This is a genomic window from Microbacterium sp. H1-D42 (genome assembly GCF_022637555.1).
Classification (GTDB): Bacteria; Actinomycetota; Actinomycetes; order Actinomycetales; family Microbacteriaceae; genus Microbacterium.
This window is the reverse complement of record NZ_CP093342.1, coordinates 935,250-962,225: the sequence shown is the minus strand read 5'-3', so window position 1 is coordinate 962,225 and position 26,976 is coordinate 935,250. Positions and strand designations below refer to the sequence as shown.

At 66.9% G+C, this 26,976-nt stretch carries 28 protein-coding genes and 1 tRNA gene; 5 read left to right on the top strand and 24 right to left on the bottom strand.

Annotated elements, in window-relative coordinates:
- Positions 1–130: 130 nt before the first annotated feature.
- The 11 genes from MNR00_RS04540 to MNR00_RS04490 all read right to left on the bottom strand — a co-directional run bounded on the left by MNR00_RS04540 (position 131) and on the right by MNR00_RS04490 (position 8,312).
- The gene (locus tag MNR00_RS04540) at positions 131–1,132 is read right to left on the bottom strand and encodes a DUF3883 domain-containing protein (protein WP_241927985.1); all 1,002 of its coding nucleotides are present in this window, start codon (positions 1,130–1,132) and stop codon (positions 131–133) included.
- The gene (locus MNR00_RS04535; protein ID WP_241927984.1) at positions 1,132–1,896 is read right to left on the bottom strand and encodes a hypothetical protein; all 765 of its coding nucleotides are present in this window, start codon (positions 1,894–1,896) and stop codon (positions 1,132–1,134) included. The genes MNR00_RS04540 and MNR00_RS04535 overlap by 1 nt, the downstream gene beginning before the upstream one ends.
- Positions 1,886–2,446 (bottom strand): hypothetical protein, encoded by a 561-nt coding sequence (locus tag MNR00_RS04530; RefSeq protein WP_241927983.1) that lies wholly within the window; start codon positions 2,444–2,446, stop codon positions 1,886–1,888. Before MNR00_RS04530 ends, MNR00_RS04535 begins: the two co-directional genes overlap by 11 nt.
- Before the next feature lie 567 nt (positions 2,447–3,013).
- Positions 3,014–3,604: a hypothetical protein gene (locus MNR00_RS04525; RefSeq protein WP_241927982.1), complete on the bottom strand. Its 591-nt coding sequence runs from the start codon at positions 3,602–3,604 to the stop codon at positions 3,014–3,016.
- A gap of 44 nt (positions 3,605–3,648) precedes the next feature.
- Positions 3,649–3,807, bottom strand: coding sequence for a zf-TFIIB domain-containing protein (locus MNR00_RS04520; protein WP_241927981.1), 159 nt, complete (start codon positions 3,805–3,807; stop codon positions 3,649–3,651).
- Between the two features lie 10 nt (positions 3,808–3,817).
- Positions 3,818–4,666 carry a toll/interleukin-1 receptor domain-containing protein gene (locus MNR00_RS04515; RefSeq protein WP_241927980.1) on the bottom strand — a complete coding sequence of 283 codons (849 nt, stop codon included), beginning with the start codon at positions 4,664–4,666 and terminating at the stop codon, positions 3,818–3,820.
- A 122-nt stretch (positions 4,667–4,788) separates the two neighbouring features.
- On the bottom strand, positions 4,789–5,361 hold the full coding sequence (locus MNR00_RS04510) for a hypothetical protein (RefSeq protein WP_241927979.1): 573 nt from the start codon (positions 5,359–5,361) through the stop codon (positions 4,789–4,791).
- Between the two features lie 58 nt (positions 5,362–5,419).
- Entirely contained in the window at positions 5,420–6,070 is a 651-nt protein-coding gene (locus tag MNR00_RS04505; RefSeq protein ID WP_241927978.1) for a hypothetical protein, read from the bottom strand.
- 63 nt (positions 6,071–6,133) lie between these two features.
- Positions 6,134–6,310 carry a hypothetical protein gene (locus tag MNR00_RS04500; RefSeq protein WP_241927977.1) on the bottom strand — a complete coding sequence of 59 codons (177 nt, stop codon included), beginning with the start codon at positions 6,308–6,310 and terminating at the stop codon, positions 6,134–6,136.
- A 65-nt stretch (positions 6,311–6,375) separates the two neighbouring features.
- Positions 6,376–7,305: a type II secretion system F family protein gene (locus tag MNR00_RS04495; RefSeq protein WP_241927976.1), complete on the bottom strand. Its 930-nt coding sequence runs from the start codon at positions 7,303–7,305 to the stop codon at positions 6,376–6,378.
- Entirely contained in the window at positions 7,299–8,312 is a 1,014-nt protein-coding gene (locus MNR00_RS04490; protein ID WP_241927975.1) for a TadA family conjugal transfer-associated ATPase, read from the bottom strand. Before MNR00_RS04490 ends, MNR00_RS04495 begins: the two co-directional genes overlap by 7 nt.
- A 352-nt stretch (positions 8,313–8,664) precedes the next feature.
- On the opposite strand from MNR00_RS04490, the gene acs reads away from it, so the two are divergent.
- Complete coding sequence (acs, locus tag MNR00_RS04485; protein ID WP_241927974.1) at positions 8,665–10,632, top strand: acetate--CoA ligase; 1,968 nt, start codon at positions 8,665–8,667, stop codon at positions 10,630–10,632.
- A gap of 64 nt (positions 10,633–10,696) precedes the next feature.
- Here acs and MNR00_RS04480 read toward each other — a convergent pair whose 3' ends face one another.
- Together MNR00_RS04480 and MNR00_RS04475 are read right to left on the bottom strand one after the other, a co-directional pair.
- Positions 10,697–11,155, bottom strand: a complete 459-nt coding sequence (locus tag MNR00_RS04480) for a RidA family protein (protein WP_241927973.1) — start codon at positions 11,153–11,155, stop codon at positions 10,697–10,699.
- Positions 11,152–11,376, bottom strand: a complete 225-nt coding sequence (locus MNR00_RS04475) for a DUF4177 domain-containing protein (protein WP_241927972.1) — start codon at positions 11,374–11,376, stop codon at positions 11,152–11,154. Before MNR00_RS04475 ends, MNR00_RS04480 begins: the two co-directional genes overlap by 4 nt.
- Before the next feature lie 83 nt (positions 11,377–11,459).
- Here MNR00_RS04475 and MNR00_RS04470 point away from each other — a divergent pair, with 83 nt between their 5' ends.
- The 4 genes from MNR00_RS04470 to MNR00_RS04455 all read left to right on the top strand — a co-directional run bounded on the left by MNR00_RS04470 (position 11,460) and on the right by MNR00_RS04455 (position 16,247).
- Positions 11,460–14,114, top strand: coding sequence for a transglycosylase domain-containing protein (locus MNR00_RS04470; protein WP_241927971.1), 2,655 nt, complete (start codon positions 11,460–11,462; stop codon positions 14,112–14,114).
- The gene (locus MNR00_RS04465; protein ID WP_241927970.1) at positions 14,111–15,049 is read left to right on the top strand and encodes a metallophosphoesterase; all 939 of its coding nucleotides are present in this window, start codon (positions 14,111–14,113) and stop codon (positions 15,047–15,049) included. The genes MNR00_RS04470 and MNR00_RS04465 overlap by 4 nt, the downstream gene beginning before the upstream one ends.
- 75 nt (positions 15,050–15,124) lie before the next feature.
- A tRNA-Pro gene (locus tag MNR00_RS04460) sits at positions 15,125–15,198 on the top strand.
- A gap of 275 nt (positions 15,199–15,473) precedes the next feature.
- On the top strand, positions 15,474–16,247 hold the full coding sequence (locus tag MNR00_RS04455; protein ID WP_241927969.1) for an HAD hydrolase family protein: 774 nt from the start codon (positions 15,474–15,476) through the stop codon (positions 16,245–16,247).
- 128 nt (positions 16,248–16,375) lie between these two features.
- Here the strand turns inward: MNR00_RS04455 and MNR00_RS04450 are convergent, their stop codons facing one another.
- The 11 genes from MNR00_RS04450 to MNR00_RS04400 form a co-directional block, all read right to left on the bottom strand.
- Positions 16,376–17,647, bottom strand: coding sequence for an alpha-hydroxy acid oxidase (locus MNR00_RS04450; RefSeq protein ID WP_241927968.1), 1,272 nt, complete (start codon positions 17,645–17,647; stop codon positions 16,376–16,378).
- Positions 17,648–17,673: 26 nt separating this feature from the next.
- Positions 17,674–18,414: a GntR family transcriptional regulator gene (locus tag MNR00_RS04445; RefSeq protein WP_241927967.1), complete on the bottom strand. Its 741-nt coding sequence runs from the start codon at positions 18,412–18,414 to the stop codon at positions 17,674–17,676.
- Between the two features lie 56 nt (positions 18,415–18,470).
- Positions 18,471–19,100 (bottom strand): thymidine kinase, encoded by a 630-nt coding sequence (locus tag MNR00_RS04440; RefSeq protein WP_241927966.1) that lies wholly within the window; start codon positions 19,098–19,100, stop codon positions 18,471–18,473.
- Positions 19,101–19,110: 10 nt separating this feature from the next.
- On the bottom strand, positions 19,111–20,541 hold the full coding sequence (mqo, locus tag MNR00_RS04435; RefSeq protein WP_241928758.1) for a malate dehydrogenase (quinone): 1,431 nt from the start codon (positions 20,539–20,541) through the stop codon (positions 19,111–19,113).
- A 104-nt stretch (positions 20,542–20,645) separates the two neighbouring features.
- Positions 20,646–21,719 carry an aspartate-semialdehyde dehydrogenase gene (locus MNR00_RS04430; RefSeq protein WP_241927965.1) on the bottom strand — a complete coding sequence of 358 codons (1,074 nt, stop codon included), beginning with the start codon at positions 21,717–21,719 and terminating at the stop codon, positions 20,646–20,648.
- Between the two features lie 148 nt (positions 21,720–21,867).
- The gene (locus MNR00_RS04425; protein WP_241927964.1) at positions 21,868–22,488 is read right to left on the bottom strand and encodes a response regulator transcription factor; all 621 of its coding nucleotides are present in this window, start codon (positions 22,486–22,488) and stop codon (positions 21,868–21,870) included.
- Positions 22,488–22,937 (bottom strand): ATP-binding protein, encoded by a 450-nt coding sequence (locus MNR00_RS04420; RefSeq protein WP_241927963.1) that lies wholly within the window; start codon positions 22,935–22,937, stop codon positions 22,488–22,490. Before MNR00_RS04420 ends, MNR00_RS04425 begins: the two co-directional genes overlap by 1 nt.
- Complete coding sequence (locus MNR00_RS04415; protein WP_241927962.1) at positions 22,874–23,833, bottom strand: histidine kinase; 960 nt, start codon at positions 23,831–23,833, stop codon at positions 22,874–22,876. Before MNR00_RS04415 ends, MNR00_RS04420 begins: the two co-directional genes overlap by 64 nt.
- A 9-nt stretch (positions 23,834–23,842) precedes the next feature.
- A complete protein-coding gene (locus MNR00_RS04410; protein ID WP_241927961.1) occupies positions 23,843–24,607 on the bottom strand; it encodes an ABC transporter permease in 765 nt (254 codons plus the stop codon).
- A complete protein-coding gene (locus MNR00_RS04405) occupies positions 24,607–25,386 on the bottom strand; it encodes an ABC transporter ATP-binding protein (protein WP_241928757.1) in 780 nt (259 codons plus the stop codon). The genes MNR00_RS04410 and MNR00_RS04405 overlap by 1 nt, the downstream gene beginning before the upstream one ends.
- Before the next feature lie 247 nt (positions 25,387–25,633).
- Positions 25,634–26,920 carry an aspartate kinase gene (locus MNR00_RS04400; RefSeq protein ID WP_241927960.1) on the bottom strand — a complete coding sequence of 429 codons (1,287 nt, stop codon included), beginning with the start codon at positions 26,918–26,920 and terminating at the stop codon, positions 25,634–25,636.
- Positions 26,921–26,976 lie beyond the last annotated feature (56 nt).

Sequence of the window (26,976 nt, the reverse complement as noted above, 5' to 3'; positions counted from 1 at the left end):
GGAGCGCTGAAAGGAGCGTCACGACAACGGCACCCGTCCATTCCAGCATCCGCATATGCCTCGCCACAATCCCCGCGCGCCTGTTTCCCGGTCGTACGTCGATCCGCGTGAGAACGCGCGCCGGTTACGTCTAGGACGACGGGAGACTGTAGCGCAAGTGCGTCGGGCGGAGCGCTTTGTCACTCGGAGCCCACTCCGCCCAGATGCGAACATTTCCGCCTGAGGTCTCGACCTTGCCACCGTCGCCACGAGTCGCGCTGATCCCGTCAACCACGAACAGGTCAGTGGGCTGATAACTCCGAGCGTGTTCAACCTCTCCCTGGGTGAGTTGCACGCTCTCCAGGTCCTGGCCGACCGACCCCTTCACCTCGATATGGCGTTCTACTCCGTCGAGGATCACTCGCAGATCGTACGGTTTCCCGAGCTCTTCAATGCTCGTCGCGCCAGCCGCCCGATAGTGGTCGATGGCGATGCGGACGGCGTGGCGTTCGAGCGCGGTTCGCTTCTCGGCGTCCGCGAGGTAGCCCTGGCCACGACCTGTTCGGGCTGTTCGCTTCCGAGTGGCTGGCGCATCGGCTTCGCCAACGGCTGGGAGATCGAATAGCAGGGAGACGAGGGCGGCCGGGAACTTGGTGAGGTAGCCCTGCTGGGCGCGCAGTTCACGACCGCCGTAGTTCTGGAATGGCGCGTAGACCGGCTTGCCGTAGATCCTGGCTACGTCCTCGATCACGCTCAACACGTCAGCCCGGCGCGCGTTCAGAGCGGATCGCGTGACGGGCGAATCCAGCTCGGTATACCTGGTCAGCGGCATGTCCCAGGTTGGCCCAACTGTGGGCACCCCGCGTTCTCTCCCACGCGTGCCGCGCGCTTGCCAAGACCACGTGATCGTCTCCAATGGTCCGGTGGCTTCGGACCACCCGAGGATGCCAGGTTCGCCAGTGCTCGTCCGGTGCCAGTGGAAGACGCGGTCACCTGGCTGAACGTAGGAGACAAGCTCGTACGACCACGACGGATTGCCGTCTCCGGCTATTTTCGGGGCTCGGAGGTAGTCGCCAAGACCGACCGGCTCCTGCCGGATTTCCATCCAGTAGATCTCGGATGAGTCGGAGTCCCACCAGTTGTTGATCGCCACTAGCGACGCTCCCCTAACTCGTGGATGAGCGCCTCAGCCGCCGCCACGCCCGGCGGGAGAAGTGCCACCGTCCCAGCAGCCTGGTCATACTCGACCAGACGTTCCTTGTGCATCGGCTTGAGGATCTTATTGCGGTAGTCGCCCGGGCGTTTTTGCTCAAGCCAGGAAACCAGGTCTGACTCTCGCGCGTCCACCACACCGGACAGAAGCAATAAGGTGCCCTTGCGTAAGCTCAAACCTGTAGCTAATACGCGCCGCTTGTCGCCGTTCCGCCAGACCAGGGCCACCTCACGTTCTACGAGGGCATCTACCAGATCGGCAGCTTCGTCTGTCGTCAGCCCATGGAGCAGGCGGACGAGCTCGGCTACCACCCACTTGCTCATGTAGATCACTGCCGTGGCGTCCATGTGGTTCGGGTCCACGTCACCACCTGCGTGACCGACACCGCGATTGTTGCGGATTTCGTAAAGCGCCATGACCATACGAGGAATCTGGATACGTGCCGAGCGCGGGCCCTGCTCCTTCTCCAGGTTTCGGCAGGCGCTAACCATGTCCTTGGGCTTGTGGGAACGCTGTTCATACGCCCCCGCGAAGTAACCCGCGAGGATCGTGTAAGCGGCCTCGCAGAGTTTCCCGCCGTTCAGCTCGGACGGCTCCCACCGATGCTCGGCATAGTTCTTGACAACCTGCTGAAACGCGTCGAGCAGATCCGCCACGAGCGTCGGCGGGAGTGCGCTGAACGCTTCTTTCGGGTCAAGCGCCATTCGCGATCATCTGCTCGACAGCCTTCTTGCCCGCGTCCGTGAGCTTGTAAGTCTTGCGCGCCTGCTGAGTCTTACCGGATTTCTTGAGCTGGAGGATCAGCGCGGGTTTCTTGGCGATGAGCGACGTCATAACCTTCGAAGTGCCTGTCACCCCGTGCCCCAGATCTTTGAGGAGCTGGTTGAGTTCAAAGGATCCGAAGGACTCGTGCTTCTGGAGCGCTTGGACCCAGTAGGCGGCTACCAGCATTCCCTCTGGGTGAGTAGATGCGCCCGATGCGTGGTAGAGCTCAGCGAAATGGTTCCAGGTGTGGTCTTCGCTGACGCTGGGCTCGTCGAGTGCTTCCTCATCATCGAGCCCCCCACCGTTGAGGCCCTCGCCTACGCCCACCCCGCCGCCAGCGGCTTGCTTGCGTGGTGCCGCACCAAGGGCAACCCCATATCGCTCTGCGGCCCAACGAATGACCCGGCTGCGCACCTCTTCTTCGAGCCCGCCAATCGCCTTCGACACTTTCCCCATCGCCTCGATTTCGAGGTCCAGATCGTCATCCATAACAACTCCCAGTCACGTCGATGTAAACAAGAGGGTACTAGAAGCCTCCAACATCGCATCTAAGGCAATCAGAAGCACGGCTTCTCCCGGCTATGTGATCCCACAAGAGCGCGCAAACCGCCCGAGGTAACAGCGGCTCGGGCCCTAGTCCGACTGAGAATCAGCCTCGCGCGGTCGCGGCGGACGCTTGTTCTCGCTCACCTGTTTAAAAACCTGGTCGACGTCCGGGCGTGCGGGCTTGGGCGGCGGCGGAGTCGGATTCGCTTCTCTATTCACGGCTTCTCCTTCGATCCCGGGTCGCCCGATGCAAGCAGGGTCTCGAACACCATCCCCACGTCAGGACGAGCCGACGCAGACGCGGGCCCTGGCGTCTGTGCGGGAGGGGATGTCGTGGCGTCACTCATCGCTTTGCCCCTTCGGCTCGTCATGCCGCGATGCCATGACTTCCCTGAACACGGCCTCAACGTCGGGGCGAGACGGCGCGGGCGTCGGCTTCTCGTCGTCGCTCATCGTGTTTCCAATGGCGTGTCGTCGCTGTGTGTCAGCGTATTCATCACCATCGACACGTCAGGGCGTGGTTGGGGCTTGGGTGCTGACTGGGGTTTGGGTGGGTTCGGCTTCGTCATTGCTACTCCAGATAGGGCTGAGGGCGTTGAGGGCTACTACTAACAGCGTGAAAACCAGTCCGGCGAACACGAACTTGAAGGCGCGTGCTGTGTGCTTCGCGCGCTCCTCCGTCTGGTCGTCGCGTTTGGTGATTTCCTTGGCCTTGACTTCGAGAATGAAATCGTCGAGCTCGTCGGCTGTCTTGGGCGACTCGACCTGGGTATCGACCAATGAGCGTGCCGACGGCACGTCGAGTTTGCGTGGCCACAGCGCCATCATCGCCGAGGCCACGGCGGCCACCATCAGCCCCAATGGGATTAGTCCGACAAGAAATGTCTCCAAAGTGACGAGCGACAACCCCGTGACGGACGCCAGGAGCGCCGCGACGGCGACAACGAAGGTCGCCTTGGTCTCGATGGTCTTGGTGCGGTCGGAAGAAGCCACCCGTCGGACGTCGAGTTCAGCGTTGAGCATGCGAATGCGTTTCGCGCGCTCTTCAGCTGAGCGGCGGGACTTCCACCGCCTGCTGATCCACGAGGGCGAGGCCGACATAGCATCAGCATAAGTGCGGGGCCGGACACCCGATCACATGGGCGCTACGCCGGTTGTGTGGTCCCGCATTCCGGGCACTGCCACACGGGCACGCCGTCGACATCGGTGGGCTCCATCCGGTGCAGGCAGGCCAGGCAGTTCGGCGTATCGAGCAGTGCGTCACGCTCCAGTCGTAGCCGCCGCTGACGTTCGAGATCGTCCATGCAGAATCACTTAGCGCTCTGTGTCTTCGGTTTCATCCTGTGCGGCCATGGCCGCGTCCAGCTCAGCCTCAGCAGCCAACTCTTCAAGCTTGAATTCTCTCCGTGCGCGATCCTGACGATTCTGCCTCGCCGTGTGGTTGCGGTGACGCATCTCGTCGCGAGCATGTTCGCGCAGATACCGGACCGCACCCGACACCCCGCTCGCGACATCCGCGCGCAGTTTGTCGTTCTCGGCAAGGATCACCGCCATGGCCGTATATTCCGCCAGCGGGACTCGGTCGCCGGGGTAGTTGTGACGAACATCGGTCGACAACCCCCGAATCGACGACATGATGTCGGTGAACATTTCGTTCACGTCCGGAGGCTCCGGTTGTGAGACCTTCTCATCCGAATCTGGGATCGCGGAGATTCTCTTTTCCAGGTCGGGCCACCAAAGTGCAAAAGCACGGTCGATGTCCACTTTCGATCCCGCGACTTCGGCTATCGACTTTACAAGGCGCAGGATGCCGTCTTTTTTGGCTGGCACTCCGTTGAACTGCTTTAGCGGTTCGTCAAGCGCAGACGGGGCGAACCCGAGCGTTACGGGCACGACACGCGCATCGTCGTTGATGCGCTTGGCCAAAGCTCCGGCTTCAAAATTAAGCCACGGAGCCTTGACGTTCTCGGACGTCACACAAAGCACTCCAAAGTCGGTTTCCCCTAGCCAGGAGTTCACTTCGTTGTTCCAACGTTGGCCTGCGCGGATATCTTCGGTTGAGCAGAAGCATTCAACGCTTTGGATAACGTCGTGCAACCATTCACGCAACGCATCGGCGAGTTTCTGACTTCGCGGCCCTGACCAGCTAATGAACACCTTCATGACACATGAGCGTAGCGGTTCGCTCGGGTCTCGCCCCCGGGCCCCGGCGGAGGACTCCTAAGCATGAGAGAGCCCCGACGCCCCCGAGGGGGCCGGGGCTCTCAACGCGCGGGAGAGGCGCGTCACTCCGAGGGCGCGGAGTAGGTGATCTGGTTCGCGAGGTTGTGGCCCGGGTCCGAATCCAACCCCTCCACGAACGCGAGCGCCGCCGCCGAGTCCGCCGACTCCGGGCGGGCCTCCTTGTAAGCATCCAGGGTGTTGATCCAGCCCGTCTGGCGGGCACGGTAACCGACCGCATCCGCGAGGGTGTCATCACCACCACGGATCGCGTCGCCGAGCATTGCCAGAGCCTCCGACTCGTCGGCGATCTTGCGGGCGCGGTCCGCCGCATCCCGGCGCAGGAGCACGCTGTTCGCGTCGGAAGCCTGGTAGCCGATCAGGTCCTGCTCCACCTTGGAGCGCACGGTCTTGATGTACGAATCCTGCTCGCCCCGGAGCGAATCGAGCTTGCCCCGCGTCTCGTTGGCGAGGCTCTCCAGGCGACCCTGCTTCGCGAAGTCCGACGCCATCACGTCGTCGACGATGCTCTGACGGGTCGCGCGGTACGCGTCTTTGATCGAGGCCGCGCGTGCCTTGAAGTTCTCCAGCGACGACTTGAGATCGCGCTCGATGCTTGCGGGTGTTGCCTTTGCCATGATGGCGTCCTTTCGTAAGGGTTGGTTTGCCGAGGAGAAACCGCCCCGGCACGGTGATCTAGTCGGTGGCCGAGCCCGTGGTGATGGCCGCGAGTATCTGCTCGATGGTCATGTCCGGGTGCGTCCGCACCAGCCGCACGACCTCGGTGGTGGTCTGCACCAGCGTCAATTCGATGTCGAAGTTCGCCGCGCTCGTCGCCTGGTCATAGAGGCCTATCAGGCGGGCGCGCTGGTGCTTGATCTTGAGCATCGTGTCGATGGCCTGGGTGTCGCCCTGCTCGATCCGGTCGGCGAGTGCCGTCTCGGCGCGATCCAAGTCCTCCAACTCCATCCGGCGCAGGAGGTTTACCGACTCCATCGGCAAGCGCTCGATGTACCGCTCGACCGACTTGCGTGCGGTGGGGCCGTTCTTGTACCCGAGCACCTGCGCGATGGTGTCCCACGAGAACCGCTGAGCCTTCATCTCCGCCGCCGCCGACGCACGCTGAGCCGCCCGGAGGCGAACCTCGGTGGTGGTCGTCTTGCTGTAGACGATCTCCCCGGTCTTACGGTGGCGTTTGATCTGGGGCGGCTCGGGGGTCCCGTCACGCTTCGCGGCGGCACGGAGCTCGCGGCGCTCGTCGAGCGCTTGGCGGTACTCGGGATCACCCTTGCGAGCCTCGTCGTTGTTCGGATTCATGCCGTCCTCTCCTCTGACTGGGGCGCTCATGCGGCCTTCCGTTCGGCGTTTGTACTGAATCGGAAGGGCGGGAGCGCGGGGACCCGGCTTGACTCAGAGTCCAGTAGGCGCGCGGGGAGGGACGATCGTCGTGATCGCGTACTCCGCAGTCGCGGCTCCCGACTCGTCGGCGAACAGGGCTGCCGCACGGCGGCGGGTCAGCGTGGGCAGGGTCGACGCCGTCCGCGCCCGCGCAGGCGGGGACTCGACAGGCTGTGTCTCGTCGTTCATCTCTTTCCTTCTCTCTTCTTCTCTCTTCTTCTCTTCCGCGGGCGTGGCTCGCCCTGTGGTCGTCTTCAGATCGGCAACGGCGTGGAGCTGAGCACGCTGAGCATCAGCGGGGCGACACCGAGCAGCAGGAAGGCGGGCAGCGTGCACGCGCCGAGCGGCAGCAGCAGCTTCGAAGAGAGCCGCGCGGCGCGCACACGGCCCTGCACCCTGGCGTCGTGTCGCTGCTGGGATGCCGAGGCGCGCAGCAGTTCGCCGGCCGGAACCCCTGCCGAGCGGGACAGCTCGAGCACGGCGTCCGTGCTCGAACGGTCGGCGAGCAGATCGGCTGGGCTGTGCTCGACGAGCCGCAGCGCACGCGGGATGCCCACGCCGCCGGCGAGCGCGACGGCGACGAGTTCGGCGTGCATCCCAGGGGTGCCCGGCGCCGGCTGTGCGGCGCGCACCATCCGCGCGGTCCACCATCGGGCCACGAGCACCAACAGGATGCCCAACCCCACGCACACGGCGCCGAACGGATTGGTGAACAGCACCCCGACGGTGTCGAAGCCGAGGGCGAGTCCGAGCAGGAGTCCTGCGAACGGCAGCCACAGCAGCAGCCGCGCTGTGCCGGTGGGTTCGGCCAGTGCGATGCGCACATCGTCGGCAGCGGAGGCTGCGTCCTGCAGCGATTCGGCCAGCGCGCGCAGCACATCGGCCAGGGGCGCGCCCACTGTGGTCGCGATCTCCCAGGCCGCCGCGACGTCAGACCACGCACCGCCCTCGGCATCGATCGCGCCGACGAGCTCGGCACCAGAGGCGCAGCGGTCGACCACGCGCCCTGCGACTGGATCACCACTCTCGGCAAGGTGCTGCCACGCCGTCATCGGACGCGCGCCGGCCTGCAACAGGACGGCAAGTGTGCGCACCGCGGCGGCCGCATCACCTGGGCGCGAAGCGACAGCATCCGCTCCCCTGCGCCGGAACAGCCCGCCTGTGCGCCGCGCCACGGTCACCACGGCGACACCTCCTCGATGTCCAGCCGGTCTGCGGAGAGCACGAACCGCCCGGCGCGAGCGATATGCCGCCGACCGTCGGTGTCGCGCTGCAGGTGCAGCACCACGGTGAACGCGCTGACCACCTGCCGGGCGAGAGCGACGGCATCCATCCCGGCGAGCGCCCCGAGTGCCTCCATGCGTGCGGGGACGTCGGCGAGGCTGCTGGCATGCAGCGTTCCGGCGCCGCCGTCGTGCCCCGTGTTCAACGCGGTGAGCAGCTCGCGCACCTCTTCTCCGCGGCACTCCCCCACCACGAGCCGATCCGGACGCATTCGCAGGGACTCGCGCACCAGCACCGCCAGGGTGATCCGGCCCGCCCCCTCGAGGTTCGCCTGCCGAGCCTCCAGCGAGACGTGATGCGGATGCCGCGGGCGCAGCTCGGCGACATCCTCGATCGTGACGATCCTCTCGCTGCCGCCGACCTCCGACAGCAGCGCCGAGAGCAGCGTGGTCTTTCCGGTGCCGGTGCCACCGGTGATCAGCACGTTCGCCCGCTGTGCGACCAGCGCGCCCAGCCACGCGCGCTGTGCTGCCGAGAAGGTACCGGAGGCGGCCAGCGCATCGAGGTCGGCCCCGAGCACGCGCGGCACGCGGATCGACAGCGCGGTGCCGGATGTCGAGACCGGCGCCAGCACGGCGTGCACGCGGATGCCCGAATCCAGTCGCACGTCGACGCACGGCGACTGATCGTCGAGGTGTCGGCCACCGGCGGCCACCAGGGCGACGGCGAGGTCGCGCACTTCGCGCTCGGATGCCCGCCAGTCGGCGACCTGCTCTGCACCATCCCCACGATCGATGAAGAGTCCGTGAGCGCCGTTGACGAAGATGTCGGTGACCCCGGCATCCTGCACATGCTCGGCCAGTGCACCGAAGGCGGGGTCGACCGACAAGGTCGGCGCAGACGGGGCCTCGGCCGTCGCCGTCGGGGACGGCACACCGCGAGGTCGGAGCACGAAGGGATCAGCCATGCCGACGACGCTAAGTCGGCGGACGGACGCCGATTCCCCGAGAACCCATGTGCTGTGCACAACCGGCGAGATCCGTCATCTGTGCAGGAGAACCACCCGGGAATGCGCAAGGCGGCACCTCACGGGGGGAATGAGGTGCCGCCCACGCGCATGCCCGCATCGGGGGGTATCGGGCGCGCTGAAGCCGGATATCGAAATCGGCTGTCGCCAGTGTATGCATTTGCAAGGGCCCTTGCCAAGCGACACGCAGTACCAACTTTCGACAGTAGGCTTCCGCCGGGGGCGCGAGTAGATTCGCCGTGTCACGGTCGTGCCCCGACACGATCTCTTATCCGCGCAAAGGAGCGAATCCATGAGCAGTCAGATCGATCACCTCCTCGATGAGTCGCGGAGGTTCCCGCCCTCGGACGAGTTCGCTGCCCAGACCATCGACGATCCCGCACTGTACGAGCGGGCTGCAGCCGATCGCGAGGCGTTCTGGGGAGACCAGGCCCGCGAGAGCGTGACCTGGCACAAGCCGTTCACGCAGGTGCTGGACTGGTCGAACCCGCCGTTCGCGAAGTGGTTCGACGACGGCGAGCTCAACGTCGCCTACAACTGCCTCGACCGTCACGTCGAGGCCGGTCTCGGCGACCGGGTGGCCATCCTGTGGGAGGGCGAACCGGGCGATGAGCGTCGCATCACGTACGCCGAGCTGACCGACGAGGTCAAGCGCACCGCCAACGTGCTGGCCGGGCTCGGCATCGGTCACGGCGACCGTGTCGCCATCTACCTGCCGATGATCCCTGAGGCGATCGTCTCGATGCTGGCCGTCGCGCGGCTCGGCGCCATCCACTCCGTCGTGTTCGGCGGGTTCAGTGCCGACAGCCTGCGCTCGCGCATCGACGATGCCGGTGCGAAGGTCGTCATCACCGCAGACGGCGGCTACCGCAAGGGCAAGGTCTCGGCTCTGAAGCCCGCTGTCGACCAGGCGCTCAGCGACCGCAACGGCGAAGGCGAGCAGCAGACCGTCGAGCACGTGCTCGTCGTCAAGCGCGGCGGCAACGAGGTCGACTGGCATGAGCGCGACCTCTGGTGGCACGACGTCGTCCCGGCGGCTTCCGCCGAGCACGAGGCGCAGGCCTTCCCTGCCGAGAACCCGCTGTTCATCCTGTACACGTCTGGTACCACCGGAAAGCCGAAGGGCATTCTGCACACCTCTGGCGGCTACCTCGTGCAGGCCGCGTACACGCACAAGTACGTGTTCGACCTGCACCCCGAAACCGATGTGTTCTGGTGCACGGCCGACATCGGCTGGGTCACCGGACACAGCTACGTCGCCTACGGCCCGCTGGCCAACGGCGCCACCCAGGTGCTGTTCGAGGGCACGCCTGACGCCCCGCACGCAGGGCGCTGGTGGGAGATCATCCAGAAGTACGGCGTCAGCATCCTCTACACCGCGCCGACGGCGATCCGCTCGTTCATGAAGCTCGGCCGGCAGATCCCGCAGGAGTTCGACCTGTCGAGCCTTCGCCTGCTCGGTTCGGTGGGCGAGCCCATCAACCCCGAGGCATGGATGTGGTACCGCGAGGTGATCGGCGCCGACAAGACGCCCATCGTCGACACCTGGTGGCAGACCGAGACCGGCGCCATCATGGTCTCGGCGCTGCCCGGCATCACGGCGACCAAGCCCGGCTCCGCCCAGGTGCCGATCCCCGGGATCTCGATCGACGTGACCGACGACGACGGCAACGAGGTCGGCAACGGCAACGGCGGTCTGCTCGTGATCACCGAACCGTGGCCGAGCATGCTGCGCGGCATCTGGGGAGACCCCGAGCGCTACAAGGAGACCTACTGGGAGAAGTTCGAGGACAAGGGCTACTACTTCGCCGGCGACGGTGCGCGCCTCGACGAGGACGGCGACCTGTGGCTGCTCGGCCGCGTCGACGACGTGATGAACGTGTCGGGGCACCGCCTGTCGACCACCGAGATCGAGTCGTCGCTGGTCGCCCATGAGGCCACCGCAGAGGCGGCAGTGGTCGGCGCCGCCGATGAGACCACCGGGCAGGCCGTGGTCGCGTTCGTCATCATCAAGCAGAGCTACCTCGACGCGCACTCCCCCGAGGGTCTCACCGCCCTGCTACGTGCCTGGGTCGGCGAGCAGATCGGCCCGATCGCGCGTCCGCGTGACGTGTACATCGTGCCGGAGCTGCCCAAGACTCGCTCCGGCAAGATCATGCGCCGCCTGCTGCGCGATGTCGCAGAGGGCCGCGAGGTCGGAGATGTCACGACGCTCGCCGACACGCTGGTGATGAGCACGATCTCGAGCCAGGTCAAGTAAGCACCACACACGAAGCGGCCCTCCGGAACCTGCGTTCCAGAGGGCCGCTTCGCAGCATCCGACGTCAGGCGAGGATGAAGGTCACCTCGACCTCGACCGGCGTGTCCAGCGGCAGCACCGCGACGCCGACGGCGGCGCGCGCGTGCTTGCCTGCATCGCCGAAGATCTCGCCGAGCACTTCGCTGGATCCGTTGACGACACCGGGCTGGCCGGTGAAGGCGGGGGCGGATGCCACGAATCCGCCGACCCGCAGCACACCGGCGATCCGGTCGACGCCGCCGGCAGCGGCGGCAGCGGCAGCGAGGGCGTTCAGCGCGCAGGTGCGGGCGTAGACCTTGGCATCCTCAGCATCCACCTCTGCGCCGACCTTGCCGGTCGCAGGAAGCACGCCGCCGACGAACGGCAGCTGCCCTGAGGTGTAGACCAGGCCGCCGTGCACGACGGCGGGGACGTACGCAGCCACCGGGGCCGAGACAGCGGGCAGCTCGATGCCGAGCTCGTCCAGACGCGCTGCGATGCTCACTGGCCGGCTCCCTCGAACTGACGCGATGCCTCGGCGGCGGCGGCGAGGCCGACGTTCTCGGTGCCGTTCTGCGTCACGGGGCGCTTGAAGTAGGCGACCAGGCCGCCCTCGGGGCCCTGAATGACCTGCACGAGCTCCCAGCCCTGCTTGCCCCAGTTGTTCAGGATCGCCGCCGTGTTGTGGATCAGCAGCGGTGTGGTCAGATACTCCCACGTGGTCATGGCACTCCTGTGCGTCGGCGACCTCCGGCATCGGATGCCGGCGTCGAGGCTTCTATTCAGGGAATTCCCTTACCATCGAGCCTATGCCTCAAACGAAACGTACGGTGAAGGGTGTGCTCAGCGGAATGCTGGGTCTGGTCGGCCTGAGCGTCGTCGCCGGAATCCTGGCGACCGCCGCGGTCACCCCCGCCATCGCCGTCGCCGGCGTCACCGGATCCCAGGCGCTGACGCTGTTCGACAACCTGCCGAGCTACCTGAAGCCGAACGCGCCGATGGCGCCGACGACGATCTACGGCAACGACGGCAACGGCAAGCCCTTCGTGCTGGCGACCTTCTACGAGCAGAACCGCGTGCCGGTGAAGTTCGATCAGGTCTCGCCGGTGCTGTACGACGCCGTGCTCTCGAGCGAGGACAAGAACTTCTACTCGCACGGCGGAGTGAACCTGCTTCAGACCGCGAAGGCAGCCATCGAGAACTTCACCGGTGCGTCTTCGCGCGGTGCCTCCACGATCACCCAGCAGTACGTCAAGAACGCGCTGATCCAGCAGTGTGAGCAGGGCGTTCCGCCCAACGATCCGGACTACGAAGCGAAGATGCGGCAGTGCTTCGAGGAGGCCGCGCAGGCCAAGGGCGCGGACGGCATCGAGCGCAAGCTGCAGGAGATGCGCTTCGCAGTACAGGTCGAGAAGGACTACTCGAAGAACGAGATCCTGCTCGGATACCTGAACGTGTCGAACTTCGGCGGCACGACGTACGGCATCGAGGCCGCCGCGAACCGCTACTTCGGCACGACCGCTGCCAAGCTCACGCTGGTGCAGGCTGCGACGCTGGCCGGCATGGTGCAGGAGCCCAACCTGCTGCGCATCGACCGACCAGAGGACGGCACCTGGTCGGAGGGCGAAGGCGAGTCGCTGGTGAAGCACAACACCAAGGAAGACGGCTACGCGACGACCAAGAACCGTCGCGACTACGTGCTGGGCGAGATGCTCGAGAACGGCCAGATCACCAAGGAAGAGCACGCCGCAGCAGTCGAGACTCCGGTGGAGCCGAACCTCAAGCAGACCACCCAGGGCTGCGCGGCCGCGGGCGACAACGCGTACTTCTGCCAGTACGCGAAGTCGGTCATGGAGAAGGACGAGGCATTCGGTGCGACTGCTGCAGAGCGCCTGGAGAACCGACTCCGCGGCGGTCTGAAGATCTACACCTCCCTCGACCTGCGCGTGCAGGCACCGGCCGTGCAGGCCGTGCACGACCGCGTCCCCGCGTCGATGGAAGGCATCAAGCTCGGCGGCGCCGGCGTCTCGATCGAGGCGAGCACCGGACGAATCCTCGCGATCGCACAGAACACGTCATTCAGCGAAGCCGCGTCACAGGAAGGCAAGCCCGGAATCTCGGCGCAGGTCTTCGCCGCAGACCGCGCACACGGCGGCGGCGTCGGTTTCGGTCCTGGATCGACGTACAAGCTGTTCACCCTGCTGGACTGGCTCGAGAAGGGCCACTCCGTCAATGAGGTGCTGGATGGTCGCGTGCGGAACTTCGGCAAGTTCCCGCAGTGCGAAGGCACCTATACCCAGACCGAAGTGGTCGGGAACTTCGGACAGGGCCGCGGCTCGGTCAGCAGCGTGCGACGCTTCACCTCGGCATCTCTGAACACCGGTTTCCTCGCGATGGCGCAGCAGCTGAACCTCTGCGACATCAACAAGATGGCCAAGCGGCTCGGCGTGCACTGGGGTGACGGTGGGGACGTGACGACCTATGGCGTCGGCCCCGAAGGCAAGCTGGCCGACTCTGCGAAGGACGGTGTCCGCACCGACGCGAACGACCCGTTCCCGACCGTGCTCGGCTCGAAGTCCATCGCACCGATCCAGATGGCCGGCGCCTACGCCACCGTCGCCAACAAGGGCATCTTCTGCGAGCCCCGGGTGATCGACAAGATCGTCGGCCAGGACGGCAAGGAGATGCCCGTGCCGAAGACCACCTGCACGCAGGCCATCTCGCCCGAGGTCGCCGCAACTGCGGCGTACGCCCTGCGCGGCGTGATGGAAGGCGGCACCGGTAGCGGGGCGAACCCGTACGACGGCATCCAGGTGATCGGCAAGACCGGTACCGCTGAGAAGGAGCACACCATGCTCGTCGAGTCGAGCACGAAGGTCGCGACAGCGGTCTGGGTGGGAAACATCACGGGCGACAAGGACCTGAAGGCCTTCTCGGCGCACGGGACGCGTCTCAACGACATCCGCTACCCGCTCGCCAGGGACTTGCAGCGCGCAGCGAACAACTTCTACGGCGGCGACCGGTTCCCGGATCCCGATCCGAACCTCACACGTCGCGTGCTGAAGGATCTTCCGGATGTGACCGGCAAGTCGATCGAAGAGGCCGAGCAGATCCTCGAGAAGGCCGGCTTCTCGGTGCAGGTCGGCGATGAGGTCGACAGCACGCACCCCAAGGGCACCGTCGCCGAGCAGGATCCCGGTGCCGGCCGCGTGGCCGGCGGCACGACGGTGACCCTGCGACCGAGCAGCGGCAAGGCGCCTGAGGCCGAGACCGGCGGCGCGGTGCCGAACGTGGTCGGAGCGAAATACGCGCTCGCGAAGACGATGCTGGAAGCCATGGGCTACGGCGTCGATGACGAGGGCTGCCGCGGCGGCTCGGATGTCACCGAGCAGAACCCGGCGGCGGGCACACCAGCCCCTGCCGGATCGACTGTCGCGCTGAAGTGCGCGGACGGGCAGGAATGACCTCTCGTTCCGCGCCGCACCCGGCCCTCATCGCGCTCAGCGCGGTGGGGGCCGTCGGCGTCGGCGCCGCGGTATGGGGCATCGGCATCGAGCGCTACCTGTTCACCGTCCGCGAGGTGACCGCAGCAGCGCTCGCGCCCGGCAGCGCGCCGATCCGGGTGCTGCACGTCTCGGACGCGCACATGGCCCCGTGGCAGCACCGCAAGCAGGACTGGCTGGCATCACTGGCAGCGCTCGAACCAGACCTCGTGGTGAACACCGGGGACAACCTGGGTCATCGGGACGGTCTCGCGGGCATCCGACGCGCCTTCGCGCCTCTCGCCGGCATTCCCGGCGTCTTCGTGCACGGGTCGAACGACGTGCAGGCGCCATCGCCGCGCAACCCGCTCAAGTACTTCACGGGACCATCGAAGACGCACAGCGAGCCCGAGCTGCTCGACACGGATGCCATGGATCGGTTCTTCACGGATGAGCTGGGCTGGCACGGGCTGAACAACGCCGCCGCGCGCCTGGACGTCGCCGGGAACAGCGTCGACTTCTTCGGGGTGAACGACGCCCATCGCGAGTGGGATGAGCTGGATGCCCTGCCCGCAGCGCTGAAGTCGCTGGGTCCTGCCCGTGCGGGCGGATCGCGCATCGCGGTCACGCATGCGCCGTACCAGCGCGTGCTGAACTCGTTCGTCGATCTGGGCGCTGATGCCATCTTCGGCGGTCACACGCACGGCGGTCAGGTCTGCCTGCCTGGCTACGGCACGATCGTGGCGAACTGCGACATCCCGCTGAAGCAGGCGAAGGGACTGAGCACCTGGTCGCGCGACGGTCGCACCGTGCCTCTGAACGTCAGCGCGGGCTGCGGACATTCGATCTATGCGCCGGTGCGCTTCGCGTGCCGTCCAGAGGCGACCCTGCTGACTCTGACGGCACGCACCGCCTGACCGCGGGCGCGCCCGGGCGGATCTGCGGATTCGTCGCCTGTCCGCTGGGCATGTAGACTTGAACGGTTGCAATCACGGGGTGTGGCGCAGCTTGGTAGCGCGCTTCGTTCGGGACGAAGAGGCCGCAGGTTCAAATCCTGTCACCCCGACTCAATGCCGCGAGACCCCGCCCGGAGGGCGGGGTCTCGCGGCATTTTCGTCTGGGACGCCAGAGGGGCCCCGCGGCGCAGGAGGCTCCGCACGCCGCCCCTCCTTCCAACGCCAACATCCTCCGCCAACGAGCGGCGTGTGGAGTGCGCCGTGGGGAAGCACCCCGCCGCAACTTGTCCACCAGGCAAGGCGCGCCAGCGCCGAGCCGCCCCAGCCCCCTCGAAGCGGCGAGGCCGCGAGCCCTCACAGGCACCTCTTCTAGACTGGAGCCATCATGAACACCCCTCGCCTGGTCGCCTTCGACCTCGACGACACGCTCGCGCCCTCCAAGGGCCAGATCGACGACCGGATCGCCGACCAGCTGCAAGAGCTGCTGCGCCGCGTCGACGTGGCCATCATCTCGGGCGGCAACGAGGACCAGTTCCGCACCCAGGTGATCGCCCGCCTCACCGCTGTCACGCCAGCGGAGCACGCGCGTCTGCACCTGCTGCCGACCTGCGGAACGCGCTACCTGCGCCACGACGGTGCGGGCTACTCCGCGGTGTACGCCCACGACCTCACCGCAGACGAGAAGTCCTCGGCCCTGACCGCGCTGCGCGAAGAGGCCGAACGGCTGGGCGTGTGGGAGAGCGAGACTTGGGGCGAGATCCTCGAGGACCGCGGTTCGCAGATCACGTTCTCAGCGCTGGGCCAGCAGGCTCCTCGCGACGCGAAGCACGCGTGGGACCCCACGGGCGCCAAGCGCGCCGCACTGCGGGACGCTGTGGCACCGCGCCTGCCAGGACTCGAGGTGCGCTCGGGCGGGTCGACCTCGATCGACATCACCCGCGCCGGCATCGACAAGGCGTACGGCATGCAGAAGCTCGCCGAGCACACGAGCATCCCCCTCAGCGACATGCTCTTCTACGGCGACCGTCTGGATGAGGGCGGCAACGACTACCCCGTGCTCGCGATCGGCGTGCCGTCGATCGCTGTCGACGGCTGGGAGGATACCGCCGACAAGCTCGACGAGCTGCTGGCCACGCTCCCGGTGCCGGCTGCGCGCTAGCATCCGAACGCCGCCGCGCAGCATCCACCCAAGTCGAGAAAAGGCGATCCGCCGGCAACAGGTCGATCTCTGAGAAATCGGCCTGCGCTCGACGGATCGCCTTTTCTGGAACGACGAACCAACCGGCCTCAGCCGGCGACGGCCTCTGCAGCTGCCCCTGCGACGGTCCCGCCGACGGGCACAAGACGCGCAAGCTGAGTCACGTGCTTGGGCTCGAGTTCGGCAAGCGACGAGACGCCGAGCAGACGCATGGTGCGCTCGATCTCGACGCGCAGGATCTCGATCGTGCGGTCGACGCCCTCGCGTCCACCGGCCATCAGGCCGTAGAGGTACGCGCGGCCGATGAGGGTGAAGTCGGCGCCGAGGGCGACGGATGCCACGATGTCGGCGCCGTTCATGATGCCGGTGTCGACCATGACGGTGAAGTCCTCGCCGACCTCCTTGCGCACGTGCGGCAGGAGGCGGAACGGGATCGGCGCACGGTCGAGCTGACGGCCGCCGTGGTTGGACAGCACGATGCCGTCGACACCGGCGTCGCGCAGGCGCACCGAGTCCTCGACGTTCTGCACGCCCTTGATGACGATCTTGCCCGGCCAGATATCGCGGATGACGGCCAGGTCGTCGTAGCTGATGGTCGGGTCCATCGCCGCGTCCAGCAGCTCGCCGACGGTGCCGCCGGTGGTGCTCAGCGAGGCGAACTCGAGCTTCGGGGTGGTGAGGAAGTCGTACCACCACCACGGACGGGGGATGGCGTTGATGATCGTGCCGAGCGTCAGCTGCGGCGGGATGCTGAAGCCGTTGCGCTTGTCGCGCAGGCGAGCGCCGGCCACCGGGGTGTCGACCGTGAACTGCAGGGTGTCGAAGCCGGCGGCGGCGGCGCGTCGGGTGAGTTCGTACGAGATCTCGCGGTCGCGCATCACGTACAGCTGGAACCAGTTGCGGCCGTTCGGGTTGGCTGCCTTGACGCCCTCGATCGAGGTGGTGCCGAGCGTCGAGAGCGTGAAGGGGATGCCTGCGGCGGCAGCCGCGCCCGCACCGGCGGTCTCGCCCTCGGTCTGCATGAGGCGCGTGAAGCCGGTCGGCGCGATGCCGAACGGAAGTGCGGACGGACCGCCGAGGATGTCGACGGACGTGTCGACGGTGGGCGCGGGCTTGAGGATGCCGGGGTGGAACTCGACGTCCTCGAAGGCCTGGCGTGCGCGCGACAGCGAAAGTTCGCCCTCGGCTGCGCCGTCGGTGTAGTCGAAGGCGGCCTTCGGGGTGCGGCGCTTGGCGATCGTGCGCAGGTCGCTGATCGTGAGCGCGGAGTCGAGGCGGCGCTTCTTGCCGTTGAACTCGGGCTTCTTGAACTGCATGAGCTCGAGCAGCTCGACGGGGTTGGGCACCTGGCGCTTGACCATGGGCGTTCCTTTCGGGTGGGGGTCTGTCAGTTCTGGTCGGTGAGGACCGCACGGCGATCGGGCACGAGGCCTGCGGCGGTGTAGTAGCCGGTGATGTGCGCGTGGACGAGGTTGCGAGCGGCATCCGACTCCCCCGCGGCGATCGCCGCGACCAGCTCGCGATGCTCGGCACGCAGGTGTGCCGCCATGCTGGTCCAGTCCTCGATGCGGGCCGAGCCCTCGAGTACGTACGACTCGATGGAGGTGCGCAGCCCCGCCATCATCGCGGTGATCACGGTGTTGCCAGAGGCCTCGGCGAGCGCGTAGTGCAGCTCGGCATCGAGCGCCAGAAACTCGGGAGCGGTGAGCTGGTCGTCGTCCATGGCGTCGAGCAGCGCGTAGGCACCGCCCAGATCGCGCTGCCCGTCGGCGGCGAGGGCGGCGGTCACGGCATCTTCGAGCACGAGTCTGGTCTGCACGACATCCGCCAGTGGGAAGCCCTGTGCCGCGACCTGCAGGCGCAGCAGCGCCGACATGCCCCCGGAGGGCGTGGCGATGACGATCGCGCCCGCCTGCGGGCCGGAGCCGGTGGCGGTGCGGATCAGCCCCATCACCTCGAGCACGCGCAGCGCCTCGCGGACACTGGAGCGACCGACACCGAGGTCTGCCGCCAGATCGCGCTCGGACGGCAGTCGGTCACCAGGCCCGAGCGTGCCGAGCAGAAGGTCGCTCTCGATGCGCTCGAGCACCGTGCGCCACGCGCGCTGGGTCGCGGTCGTCTGCGGCATCCGTCCTCCTGTGGTCAGACCACAGCGTATCCGGTGTGGTCAGACCACGCAAACCCTCAACCAAGGATGCCGCCGGACTCCTCCAGGTAGCAGTTGCCGCACAGGGACTCGTAGGTCACCGAAGCGCCGTCGATCGCCACCTGGTCGCCGTCGAAGATGAACCGGCCGCCGACCTTTCGGCCGTTGAAGACCGCCTTGCGACCGCAGCGGCAGATCGTCTTCAGCTCTTCCAGCGCGTGCGCGATCGCGAGCAGTCGCGCCGACCCGGGGAAGGCGTGTGTGCGGAAGTCGTTGCGGATGCCATAGGCCATCACCGGGATGCCGTCGAGCACCGCGATCCGGAACAGGTCATCGATCTGATCGGCCGAGAGGAACTGCGCCTCGTCGATCAGCAGGCACGCGACGTCCTCGGGCTCTGAGGGCAGCAGCTCGTCGTCGCCCTCGTTGCGCACCCGCTCGCGCTCGGCGTGGAACAGCGCGCGGGCGCCGTCGTCCGCCCCGATCAGGAAGTCCACCTCGCGTGTGACGCCGAGCCGACTCTCGATCTGCGAGGCGCCCTTGGTGTCGATCTCGGGCTTCGCCAGCAGCACGCGCTGCCCGCGCTCCTCGTAGTTGTACGCTGCCTGCAGCAGTGACGTCGACTTGCCGGAGTTCATCGCGCCGTAGCGGAAGTAGAGCTTCGCCACGGTCGTCCCGTCAGGCCGTGAGTGCCAGGGTGGCTGCGGTCGCGCTCATCGACCGCTCAGCCAGATCGGCATCGGCGTTGAGCTTCTGCCCCATCGTCGGGATGAGCTCGCGCAGCGTGGGCTCCCAGCCGGCGTACTGCTCCGGGAAGCACCGTGCCAGCAGACCGAGCATGATCGGCACGGCCGTCGAGGCGCCGGGCGAAGCGCCGAGGAGTCCTGCGATCGTGCCGTCCTCAGAGGCGATGACCTCGGTGCCGAACTGCAGGATGCCACCCTTCTCAGGGTCCTTCTTCATCACCTGCGCCCGCTGGCCGGCCTGGATCAGCGTCCAGTCGTCGTCCTTCGCGGTGGGCATGAACGTGCGCAGGCTGTCGACCTTCTTGCCGTGGTTCTTCACCAGCTCGCTCACCAGGTAGGTGATCAGGTCGGGGTTCGCGAATGCGACGCGCAGCATCGGCCACAGGTTGTGCGTGCGCACCTGGCCGACGATGTCGAACAGCGAGCCGTTCTTCAAGAACTTCGGGCTGAACGTCGCGAACGGGCCGAACATCAGCGATGCCTCGCCGTCGACGACACGGGTGTCGAGGTGCGGCACCGACATCGGCGGAGCGCCGACGGATGCCTGCGAGTACACCTTCGCCTTGTGCTGGGCGACCACAGCGGGGTTCGAGGTCTTCAGGAACTGACCGCCGATCGGGAAGACGCCATAGCCCTTGATCTCGGGGATGCCGCTGTTCTGCAGCAGCTTGAGCGCCCAGCCACCGGCGCCGACGAAGACGAAGCGCGCGTTGACCTGTCCAGGGGTGCGACCGATCGTGTGGCGGTACTTGACCTGCCAGGTGCCGTCCGACTGACGCTTGAGACTGCGCACCTCGTGATCGGTGCGCACATCGACGCCTGATCCCTCGAGGTGATCGAAGAGCTGGTGGGTGAGTGCGCCGAAGTCGACGTCGGTGCCGGAGGGCACGCGGGTCGCGGCGAACGGCTCGCCCTTGCGGCGCTTCTGCATCAGCAGCGGCGCCCACTTATTGATGACGCGGGAGTCCTCGCTGTACTCGATGCCCTCGAAGAGCGGCTGCTGCTTGAGCATCTCGTAGCGGGCCTTGAGGAAGGCCACGTCCTTCTCACCGCGCACGAAGGTCATGTGCGGGGTGGAGTTGATGAAGGTCGACGGCCCGTCGAGGACACCGCGCTCGATGAGCGTCGACCAGAGCTGACGGCTCTGCTGGAACTGCTCGTTGATCGAGATCGCCTTGGCGGGGTCGAGCGTGCCATCGGCGGCCTGCGGCGTGTAGTTCAGTTCGCACAGCGCGGCGTGGCCGGTGCCCGCGTTGTTCCACGGGTTCGAGCTCTCCTGCCCGACGTCGCTCAGTCGCTCATAGGCGACGATCTTCCAGTCCGGCTGCAGTTCGTGCAGCAGAGTACCCAGTGTGGCGGACATGATGCCCCCACCGATCAGAACGACATCGACGGTTTCAGTCACCAGACCAGTCTAGCCGTCAGCATCCGCCCTCTTCGCCGTGCGTCGGCCGCCCGCTGACAGCGTCAGACGGCGGCCGGCGTGAGGCGACGGGTGAGCTCCTCGGCGATCTGCACGGCGTTCAGCGCTGCGCCCTTGCGAAGGTTGTCGTTGCTGATGAACAGCACGAGACCCTTGCCCTCGGGGGCGGACTGGTCGGCGCGGATGCGTCCGACGAAGCTCGGGTCCTTGCCTGCCGCCTGCAGCGGCGTCGGCACCTCATCGACGACGACGCCCGGAGCGGATGCCAGTACCTCGTACGCCCTGGCCGGCGTGATGTCCTCGGCGAACTCGACGTTGATCGAAAGGGAGTGACCGGTGAAGACCGGCACGCGCACGCAGGTTCCGGCGACCCGCAGGTCGGGCAGCCCCAGGATCTTGCGGCTCTCGTTGCGGAGCTTCTTCTCCTCATCGGTCTCGTTGTCGCCGTCGTCGACGACCGAGCCCGCCAGCGGGATGACGTCGAACGCGATGGGCGCGATGTAGTTGTTCGGCTGCGGGAAGTCGACCGACGAGCCGTCGTGGACGAGTCGCAGGGTGTCGCCCTGAGCGAGCACGCCCTCGACCTGTCCGAGCAGCTCCTGTGCGCCGGCAAGACCAGAGCCGGAGACGGCCTGGTAGGTGGAGACGATGAGGCGCTCGAGGCCGGCCTCGGCGTGCAGCGCCTTGAGCACCGGCATCGCAGCCATCGTGGTGCAGTTCGGGTTGGCGATGATGCCCTTGGGACGCTCATCCATGGCATCCGGGTTCACCTCGCTGACCACCAGCGGCACCTCGGGGTCCATCCGCCACGCGCTGGAGTTGTCGACGACGACGGCGCCGGCGGCGGCGAACTTCGGCGCATACGCGCGGCTCGCGGTCGCACCGGCCGAGAACAGCGCGATGTCGATGCCGGCTGCATCCGCCTTCTCGACGTCTTCGACGATGACCGTCTCTCCGCCGTACTCGATCGCGGTGCCGGCGGACCGGGACGACGAGAACAGGCGCAGTTCGCGGATCGGGAAGGCCCGCTCGGCGAGGATGTCGCGCATCACGGTGCCGACCTGGCCGGTCGCGCCGACGATGGCGATGGAGAATCCGGAGTCGGAGATACGGGTCATGGGATGAGTCCTTGGCGTGAAATGCGATGCGCCAGGCTCAGCCTCAGGGTGCGGATGCTGTGCCTGGCGCCGATGTCAGGGTTGCGGCGAGTCTACCCGCTCGCGCCACGGTGCGGCCCCGCCGTGTCACCGTGCGCGAAGACCGCGATCAGGTCAGTAGACGACGTCGATACCCCTCGGCCACAGCCGACGCTCGATCGCGGACGCCCAGCTTGTCGTAGATGTGCTGCAGATGCGTCTTGATGCTCGCCTCGCCGATGAACAGGGCGGTCGCCGCCTCTCGGTTCGAGCTGCCGTTCGCCACCAGCTGCAGCACCTGCTTCTCCCGATCGGTCAGTGTGCCCGCCCCTGGCCTGCGGATCTGCCCCATCAGATGCTGCGTCACCGAGGGCGCGAGCACGGATTCGCCGCGCGCAGCCGCACGGACGGCGCGCATCAGCTCGTCGGGCAGCGCATCCTTCAAGAGGTATCCGATCGCCCCCGCCTCTATCGCCGGAAGCACGTCGCTCTCGCTGTCGAAGGTGGTCAGCACCAGCACCCTGGCATCCGGGCACCGCTCGCGCAGGGTGGCGGTCGCTGCTACTCCGTCCGTGCCAGGCATCCGGAGGTCCATGAGCACGACATCCGCCGCCATCTGCTCGGCACGCTCCCCGCCTTCGGCACCGTCGGCGGCTTCTCCGACGACGACGATGTCGTCCGCGTTCGCGAACGTGTCGCGAAGACCGCCTCGCACGATCGGATGGTCGTCGACGATCACCAGTCGAATCATCAGTCGAAGTCTCCCTGTGCTCGTCCGCCGCCCGCGGTGATGGCCGGAACCCGCGCGCTGACGGATGTCCCCTCGCCCGGTGCGCTCTGCACCTCGATGTGACCGCCGATGCCTCTGATCCGCTGGCGCATGCTCGTCAGCCCGAAGCCGGTGCCGACACCGGTGACGAATCCACGTCCGTCATCCCGCACGTCCAGCAGCACCTCGTTGCCGGCGTACGACAGCGTGACACCGACGCGTGTCGCCGCTGCGTGCTTCGCGACGTTCGTCAGCGACTCCTGAGTCACGCGGAAGAGCGAGACCTCGATGGCCGGACTCAACGGCTCTCGACTGCCGGTGATCTCGACCTGCGCGCGGATCCCGTGCTCCTCCGACCACTTCTCGGTCAGCGTGCGCAGCGCGTCGGGAAGGTTCGTTCGCCCGAGCTCCCCTGGAGCGAGCGCCTGCACGGATCGCCTCGCCTCGCCTCGGTCAGGCTGCTGCGCGCCAGGCGGAGCGCTCTGGCGACGTGCTCCTCGGTCTGACCCGCGACGCTCGAGGAGCGCTCCGCAGCCTGGAGCTGCGTGATGATCCCGGCCAGACCCTGCGCCAGCGTGTCGTGAATCTCGCCGGCGAGACGCTGCCGCTCGTCCTGCGCGCCCGACTCACGGGCCTGAGCGACCAGCTGCGCATGGAGCCCTGCGTTCTCATGCAGTGCCGCCTCCAGCCTGTCCACGAGCTCCTCGCGCCGACGCTCCTCGGGTTCAGTGCGCGCCGTCAGGACGATGCCCACCCCGATCGCCGCCGTCTGCACGGTGACGATCAGCAGGAACTCCGCAAGCACGTCCGGCGTCGGCGCACCCCAGACGTGCATCACCGAGCCGTTCAGGACCACCGAGGTGGTCAGGACGCCGAGGATCCCCAGGAGCCACGGCCTGAGCAGGTAGGCGTGGAAGAACCCGGCCACGGTGAAGACCAGGAACACGTCGGAGTAGGTCATCAGGGTGACGCACAGCGCCATCAGACCGACGAAGAAGACGCCGGCCGGCACCGGGCGGAGCGTCCTTCTGCGCATCGGCAGCGTGTGTCCGAACAGCACCCACAGGGCCGAGACGACGACCAGCCCCAGGACGGCGGCGCCGTCGGGCCACAAGCCCTCACCTTCGGCCGGAAGCGCCGAGACGAAGTACATCACGGTCGCCGTGGTCAGCAGCAGCCACGGCGTGACCAGCTGCAGTACATCCCAGACCCGCAGTTGTTCGTTCCGCCAGGCCAGCCGGGAGCGGTTCGCGATCGCGGTCTCTTCCGCGATGTCCGATTCGGACGCCCCGAAGAACGGACGCTCACCGATCCCGGCTTCCCGCATCTTCGACACCTACTCCCAGCGGAAGAGCTTAGCGGCGATCGTGCTGGTGGTTACGGCTATCACCGCCATCACGGCGATCTGCATCCAGAACGACAGCCCGTCGGCGGTCGCAGTGAGCTCACCCGCCTCGGCGGACCACGCGGTCGTCAGGGCCTGCAGCCCTGGCGGAATGAACTCGCCGACCACTCGCAGCACATCCGGCATGATGACCCGCGGCAGGAAGGCTCCGCCGAAGAACATCAGCGCGACGAACAGCAGAGTGCCGATCTGATTCGCGGCGCTTGTGGTGCGCACCACGGCCGCAGAGATCAGACCGATCCCGAGCAGGGCGGCGTAGCCGACGATGAAGGCGACGATGAACTGCAGCGGCTGCTCTGGTGGCGCGATGTCCAGCACAGCCCAGCCGAGCAGGATCATGAGTGCCGCAGACATGACCACCGACGCGAAGGCGACGATCATCTGCGCGAGCAGAACGGTCCTCGGGTGCGCGGGAGTGGTCGACAGTCTGCGCAGGATCCCGCGTGCACGATACGTCGCGATCACCGACGGCACGTGCTGCACGGCGATCATCACCATGCCGAACACCAGGGCGGTCGGCGCCCAGATGTCGATGGATCGCAGACTGCCGCTCTCCGGCGTCGATTCCCGCAGCGCCGGAATCGTGCCCAGCACGAGCAGGAGCCCCGCGGGGAACAGCACACCGAAGATGACGGTGGCGGAATCACGCAGGAAGAGCCTGGTCTCGATCTTGACCATCTTCGCGAGCGCGCGCATCAGTCTGCCTTCCCTTCGGAGGAATCGGACTCAGGCGCGCGCCCGGTGAACGCCACGAAGGCGTCGTCGAGGCTGCGCTGATCGACCCGCAGATCCTCTGCGACGACCTGCGCCCTGGCGAGAGCGCCGGCGACGCTGCTCAGCAGCTGCCCGCGTCCGGTGACGACCCACCGACCGGCTGTGACCTCGACCCCTGTGACGTCGGCGAGCTGGGTGAGGGTGCTCGGCTCCAGCGGCTCACTCAATCTGAACCGCACCTGCTGCGCGGCGCTCGACCGCGCGATCAGCCCGGCAGGCGTGTCCACTGCGGCGACCCGGCCGCCGTTGATCACGGCGATCCGGTCGCTGAGCCGTTCGGCCTCGTCCATGAAATGCGTGACGAGCAGAATCGTGACGCCCGTGTCGCGCACGCGCTCGATGAGGCTCCACGTGTCGCGCCGCGCCTGCGGGTCGAGTCCAGTGGTGAGCTCGTCGAGAATCGCGACCTGCGGGTTGCCGACCAGCGCGAGGGCGATCGAAAGCCGCTGCTTCTGACCTCCGGAGAGCGCCTTGTACTGCGTGTTGCGCTTCTCGGTGAGGCTGAGCAGGTCCATGAGCTCACGCCAGTCGGCGGGATTCCGGTAGAACGAGCTGTACAGATCAAGCGCTTCGGCGACCTTGATCGCGTCGGGGAAGCTGCTCTCCTGCAGCTGCACGCCGAGGCGCTCGCGCACCTCGGACCTGTCCTTGATCGGGTCGAACCCCAGTACCGAGATCGAGCCCGAATCCGGGGTGCGCAGGCCCGCGATGCTCTCGACGGTTGTCGTCTTGCCAGCGCCGTTGGGTCCGATGATGCCGAAGATCTATCCCTCGTCGACAGTGAAGGAGACATCGTCCACGGCGACGTGATCGCCGTAGCGCTTGTGCAGATTCCGTACTTCCAATGCGGTCATACTGCGAAGCTACGGGCGCACCCCTCGTCACCACATCGACCGCCGCACCTGCACCAGGGTGGACTCGATCATCCACCAAACGGTGGATGCGGGGTCAGCGACCGGTGCCGGCGTGGACGACTGCTTCGATCTCGCTGTCGAGTCCGTAGGCGGCGTGCACGGTGCGTGCGGCCTCGGCCAGGTCGGCCCCGCGCAGCACCACCGAGATGCGGATCTCGGACGTGGAGATCATCTCGATGTTGATGCCGCCCTCGCTGAGCGCCTCGAAGAGGATCGCCGAGACGCCGGAATGCGTGCGCATGCCGGCGCCGACGACCGAGAGCTTGCCGATCTGGTCGTCGTGCAGCAGGTTCTCGAACCCGACCTCGCTCTGCTCGGCGGCCAGCGCCTTCAGGGCAGCGGGTGCGTCGGCCTTGGGCAGTGTGAAGGAGATGTCGGTGCGTCCGGTGGATGCTGCCGACACGTTCTGCACGATCATGTCGACGTTGGCGCCGGACTTGGAGACGATCTTGAAGATCTCAGCGGCCTTGCCTGGCACGTCGGGCACACCGGCGACGGTGATCTTCGCCTGGGTGAGGTCGGTGGCGACACCGGCGACGATGGGTTCTTCCATGGCTTCTCCCTCAGATGCACGCGGGGCGGTCATGCCCTCGCCCAGAACGTAGGTGCCCTCAGCCGACGAGAACGTCGACCGGGCGTGGATCAGCACGCCGTGGCGGCGTGCGTACTCGACGGCGCGGATGTAGAGCACCTTCGCCCCGTTGGCCGCCAGCTCGAGCATCTCCTCGCTGGAGATCTGGTCGAGCTTCCGCGCGCGCGGGATCACCCGCGGGTCGGCGGTGTAGATGCCGTCGACGTCGCTGTAGATCTCGCAGACATCGGCCTTGAGAGCCGCCGCAAGAGCGACGGCGGTCGTGTCGGACCCGCCGCGGCCGAGCGTGGTGATGTCGCGGGTGTCGCGGTTGAAACCCTGGAAGCCGGCGACGATCACGATCGCGCCCTCATCGAGCGCCTCACGCAGACGCACCGGTGTGACGTCGACGATGCGCGCCTTGCCATGGTGCGAGTCGGTGATCATTCCGGCCTGGCTGCCGGTGAACGAGCGAGCCTCGAATCCCATCGAGTGGATCGCCATCGCCAGCAGCGCCATCGAGATGCGCTCACCGCTGGAGAGCAGCATGTCGAGCTCACGCGGAGCAGGAAGCGGCGCGACCTCGTGGGCGAGTTCGAGCAGCTCGTCGGTCGTGTCGCCCATCGCGCTCACGGCGACGACCACATCGTGCCCGGCACGACGGGTGTCGACGACGCGCTTGGCGACGCGCTTGATGCTCTCTGCGTCGGCGACGGACGAGCCGCCGTACTTCTGCACGATCAGGGCCACGTTCACTCCCAGGGACTGCGGGCGGATTCACCCATCGAACATTCTACGGAGGGCAT